A 3480-nucleotide genomic window follows, 5' to 3' on the forward strand; every position below is an offset into this window, starting at 1 on the left:
CAAACAAACCCAACCTTCCGGTCAGGCACAAAAGCCTTCCGGTTTACACAAAACCGGAAAAACCGAAAAGAATGTCACTTCCGCAACAATCCCTAAAGCTCTCAAAGACCGCCTGCCTCAGCATTCCTGCCTAGCAAACCTTAGGGCGCATTCAGCAACCGCCAGCGGCGCCCCGCCCTCGTTGTGCCGGTATATAGACCCCACCCAGCAAAACTGTCAACACACCTTTTTCAATTTTTCCAAACTTTTCCAACTCAACAACATACCCTGGGGATAAGTCCGCTCCGAACAGCCTAGAACCCAAACGAAACGGGCGCCGCAAAATGCGACGCCCGCAACATGGAACTGTAATAAATTGCCGTCGTATCGTGTCTAAGCCAATGTGTAGGCGGTCTTGACAGTCGTGTAGAACTCGGCGGCGTATTTGCCCTGTTCACGCGGGCCGTAGCTTGATCCCTTGCGCCCACCGAAAGGAACGTGGAAATCTACGCCCGCCGTCGGCAGATTGACCATCACCATACCGGCTTCCGCATTGCGCTTGAAATGCGTGGCATGCTTCAGGCTCGTGGTTGCAATGCCGGAGGACAAGCCGAACGGCGTGTCATTGGCCGTATGCAATGCCTCTTCGTAGTCCTTGACGCGAATTACGCTAGCGACCGGCCCGAATATTTCTTCGCGTGAGATGCGCATCTGGTTGGTGGCCTCGGTAAAGAGCGCCGGCTGCAGATAAAAGCCTGGCGTTTCCCGGTTCAGACGCTCACCGCCGAAAACCAGGTTGGCGCCTTCGCTTCTGCCGATCTCGATGTAATCCATATCCTGCTTGAGTTGGCTCTCATCGACGACCGGGCCAATATGCGTTCCTGCCTTGAGCGCATCGTCCACTACGAGCCCTTTCAACCGCTCGGTCGCAGCAGACACGAACTTGTCGTGAATGCCTTCCGTCACAATGAAGCGCGATGACGCCGTGCAGCGCTGGCCCGTGGAGAAAAAGGCACTGTTCACCGCCGCCTCGACAGCAACATTCACATCCGCATCGTCCAGAACAACAAACGGGTTCTTGCCGCCCATCTCCAGCTGGAATTTACGCATGTGCTCAATCGAGGCCGCGGCAACCCGCTTGCCCGTACCGACCGATCCGGTGAAAGTAATGGCATTGACATCGGCGCTATCGAGAATGGTCTGGCCGACCACCGAGCCCTTGCCCATGACAAGGTTGAGCACGCCCTTTGGCAAGCCGGCGCGATGCAATATGTCGATGATGGCCCAGGAACAGCCAGGCACGAGATCGGCCGGCTTGAATACCACAGTATTGCCATAGGCGAGAGCCGGAGCGATCTTCCAGGCGGGAATGGCGATAGGGAAGTTCCAGGGTGTGATGATGCCGACAACGCCGACCGGTTCGCGGGTGATCTCGACGCCAATGTTCGGCCGGGCGCTTGGCAGTACCTCGCCGGCAAGCCTCAGCACTTCGCCAGCGAAGAAATCGAAGATCTGCGCAGCGCGCAGCGTTTCGCCAATGCCCTCGGCGAGCGTCTTGCCTTCTTCGCGCGACAACAGCCGGCCGAGTTCATCCTTGCGCGCGGTAATCTCGTCGGCAGTTTTGCGCAGGATCGCGTGGCGCTCGAGAATACCGGACCGCGACCACGCCGGAAATGCAGTTTTCGCAGCAGCGATAGCATTAAGCGTATCTTCCGCCGTCGCGCGTGCATACTCGCCGACGACATCATTGGTATTCGACGGGTTGATGTTGGCGATGGCATCGCCACCGGCCCATTCGCCGTTAATCAAGTTCTGGTGCAAGGTCATGATATATCTCTCATCCTGTTTGGCCGCACCAATACCATAGGAGCAGGCCGTTTCAACGCGAATCTCCCCATCCCCGATATTTTTGATCTCCGGCAATGAGGTTCAACGCATATCTTTGCTCGCCAAACGGAACTGCCGGTATACAGTTTCTGATGATTCTTGGCGAGTAGATCCAGACTCCATGGCACTTGTGACTACCAGACGAACATATTGAGGGAACGCTATCATGTCCTATCCGTTATTCAGCCTCGATGGGCGGCTCGCCCTCATCACGGGGTCAAGTCAAGGTATTGGCCTTGCACTCGCCGAAGGTCTGGCGGCACATGGAGCGGCGGTCGTGATCAACGGCCGCGACAGGGCCAAGGTCGACATTGCAACCGCAAAATTGACGTCGTCCGGCTACCGTGCCCATGCGTCTTATTTTGATGTTACTGACCTTGCGGCAGTCAAACAGGCTATCGAGCGGATTGAGTCTGATATCGGTGCAATCGACATTCTGATCAACAATGCCGGTATGCAGTTCAGGGCTCCTTTGGAAGATTTCCCTGAAGACAAATGGTTGCAATTACTCCAGACCAATGTGTCTAGTGTTTTCTACACTGGCCAGAGCGTCGCCCAGTACATGATCAGACGCAGGCGGGGCAAGATCATTAATATAGCTTCCGTGCAAAGCGAACTCGCCCGTCCTTCGATCGCACCCTATACCGCGACCAAAGGCGCTGTTCGCAACCTTACCCGCGGCATGTGCACCGACTGGGCAAAATACGGTTTACAGATCAATGCGATCGCACCCGGCTATTTCAAGACGCCGCTCAATCAGGCGTTGATTGACAATCCCGACTTCTCCTCGTGGCTGGAAAAGCGCACGCCGGCCGGCCGGTGGGGGAATGTCGAGGAACTGGTAGGCGCAGCAATCTTCCTGGCCAGCGATGCCTCTTCCTTCGTCAATGGCCAGGTCATCCATATCGATGGCGGCATCACCGCTTCGCTATGATTCGCGCTGTTGTCATGGGAGTGAGCGGCTCGGGCAAATCCTCTGTCGGAAGTGGAATTGCCACCGAGCTGGCCTTGCCATTTATCGAAGGCGACGTTTTGCATCCGGAAAGCAACGTTCAGAAAATGGCATCGGGCATTCCGTTGACGGACAAAGATCGCTGGCCTTGGCTCGCCCGAATTGGCACTGAGCTCGCGAAAACTGAACACGGCGTCGTTGTCTCCTGCTCGGCTTTGAAGCGCATATACCGCGACCGGTTGCGCCAGGCCGCAGGCGGTCCCCTTGCCTTCATTTTCCTCGACGGCAGCCCTGCGGTTCTGCGCGACCACATGAGCAAACGAACCGGCCACTTCATGCCGGTCTCAATGCTCGATAGCCAGTTGGCGACGCTCGAATCACCGATTGGCGAATTGCTTGTTCTGCGTCAGGATGTGGCGAAGCCGGTTGCAGAGATTGTGGCGACATGCGTGGCTTGGTTGACTGAGCTTGGCCTCTAAACGCCAAAAACCCCGCTTGAGCGGGGTTTTGCTTGGAGAAGCTGGTTTTGATGGCATTGATGTGGTTGCGGGGACAGGATTTGGTTTTTGTCCCACGGCGTCGGCTGGGCCTCCTTGCGGGCCCCTGATGCCGGTTCAGCTCGGCCGGCCACCGGGTCAAAATACAAAAGCCCGGACGAGCCG

5 protein-coding genes are annotated in these 3480 nt (G+C 56.7%); 3 read left to right on the plus strand and 2 right to left on the minus strand.

Features of this window, described 5'->3' with window-relative positions; translation table 11 throughout:
- The coding region (locus CU103_RS31895) for a hypothetical protein (protein ID WP_210203871.1) at positions 1–277 on the plus strand (277 nt) is incomplete at its 5' end.
- A gap of 95 nt (positions 278–372) precedes the next feature.
- Here CU103_RS31895 and CU103_RS30875 read toward each other — a convergent pair.
- Complete coding sequence (locus CU103_RS30875; RefSeq protein ID WP_106667823.1) at positions 373–1806, minus strand: aldehyde dehydrogenase family protein; 1434 nt, start codon at positions 1804–1806, stop codon at positions 373–375.
- A 226-nt stretch (positions 1807–2032) separates the two neighbouring features.
- Between CU103_RS30875 and CU103_RS30880 the strand changes: the two genes are divergently transcribed.
- Together CU103_RS30880 and CU103_RS30885 are read left to right on the plus strand one after the other, a co-directional pair.
- Complete coding sequence (locus CU103_RS30880) at positions 2033–2800, plus strand: SDR family oxidoreductase (protein ID WP_106667821.1); 768 nt, start codon at positions 2033–2035, stop codon at positions 2798–2800.
- Positions 2797–3297, plus strand: coding sequence for a gluconokinase (locus CU103_RS30885; RefSeq protein WP_106667822.1), 501 nt, complete (start codon positions 2797–2799; stop codon positions 3295–3297). The genes CU103_RS30880 and CU103_RS30885 overlap by 4 nt, the downstream gene beginning before the upstream one ends.
- Here the strand turns inward: CU103_RS30885 and CU103_RS31900 are convergent.
- A partial coding sequence (locus CU103_RS31900; protein ID WP_210203872.1) for a hypothetical protein occupies positions 3294–3480 on the minus strand: 187 nt, incomplete at its 5' end. The two genes, CU103_RS30885 and CU103_RS31900, sit on opposite strands and share 4 nt — an antisense overlap.

It is taken from the genome of Phyllobacterium sophorae (assembly GCF_003010965.1).
Classification (GTDB): Bacteria; Pseudomonadota; Alphaproteobacteria; order Rhizobiales; family Rhizobiaceae; genus Phyllobacterium; species Phyllobacterium sophorae.

Excerpts from the sequence above, each read along its gene's own strand:
- CU103_RS30880 (WP_106667821.1), top strand. The coding sequence starts at position 2,033 with ATGTCCTATCCGTTATTCAGCCTCGATGGGCGGCTCGCCCTCATCACG.
- CU103_RS30875 (WP_106667823.1), bottom strand. The coding sequence starts at position 1,806 with ATGACCTTGCACCAGAACTTGATTAACGGCGAATGGGCCGGTGGCGAT.
- CU103_RS30885 (WP_106667822.1), top strand. The coding sequence starts at position 2,797 with ATGATTCGCGCTGTTGTCATGGGAGTGAGCGGCTCGGGCAAATCCTCT.